Genomic DNA, 545 nt, shown 5'->3' on the forward strand with positions numbered 1-545 from the left:
GATTGTCGGTCGAGACCAGCAGGCGGGCCTGTGCGGTCAGATGGGTGTCCCTGGAGACGTCGAGACGGCCGTCGATATGGCCGGTGAAACTCGGCCGGTCGACGTCGAGCGGCGCCGACAGCGGCGTACCGTCGGCATTGGGCGACAACCCGGAGCCATAACCGGTGAAGGAGCCGCGCAGATCGGCGACGATGGCGTGACGCTCCCAATCGGACACCGCGAGGAATTCCGGCGCGACCACATAGAGACCCCTGCCCTGCGGCGAGTTCAGCCGGCCCGGGTTTGAGTCGTAGCCGCCCATCACTTCGACCGCGGTCTTGATCAGGAACGAGCCGGCGTAATCGCCGACCGCGCCGAACGGATCGTCGTCGATCTTGAGGCGCTTGCGCGGCGGCTGGCCGACGATGGTGCCGGCCATCGCCGGCGGCAGCGGCGTCTTGTTGGCGGTGGTCGATGGTGGAATCGACAGGCGCAGGTCGCCAGTCGGCGTCACCGGCGGCGGCGTGGGCGCAGGCGAACCTGGCCCCGGCGGCGGCTTCGGCTTG

The 545-nt window shown here is 69.4% G+C and carries 1 protein-coding gene; it reads right to left on the reverse strand.

Annotated elements, in window-relative coordinates; all coding sequences use genetic code 11:
• A partial coding sequence (locus tag B2W55_RS17665; RefSeq protein ID WP_291532260.1) for an outer membrane beta-barrel protein occupies positions 1-545 on the reverse strand: 545 nt, incomplete at both ends.

It is taken from the genome of Bradyrhizobium sp. UBA2491 (assembly GCF_002341725.1).
Classification (GTDB): domain Bacteria; phylum Pseudomonadota; class Alphaproteobacteria; order Rhizobiales; family Xanthobacteraceae; genus Bradyrhizobium.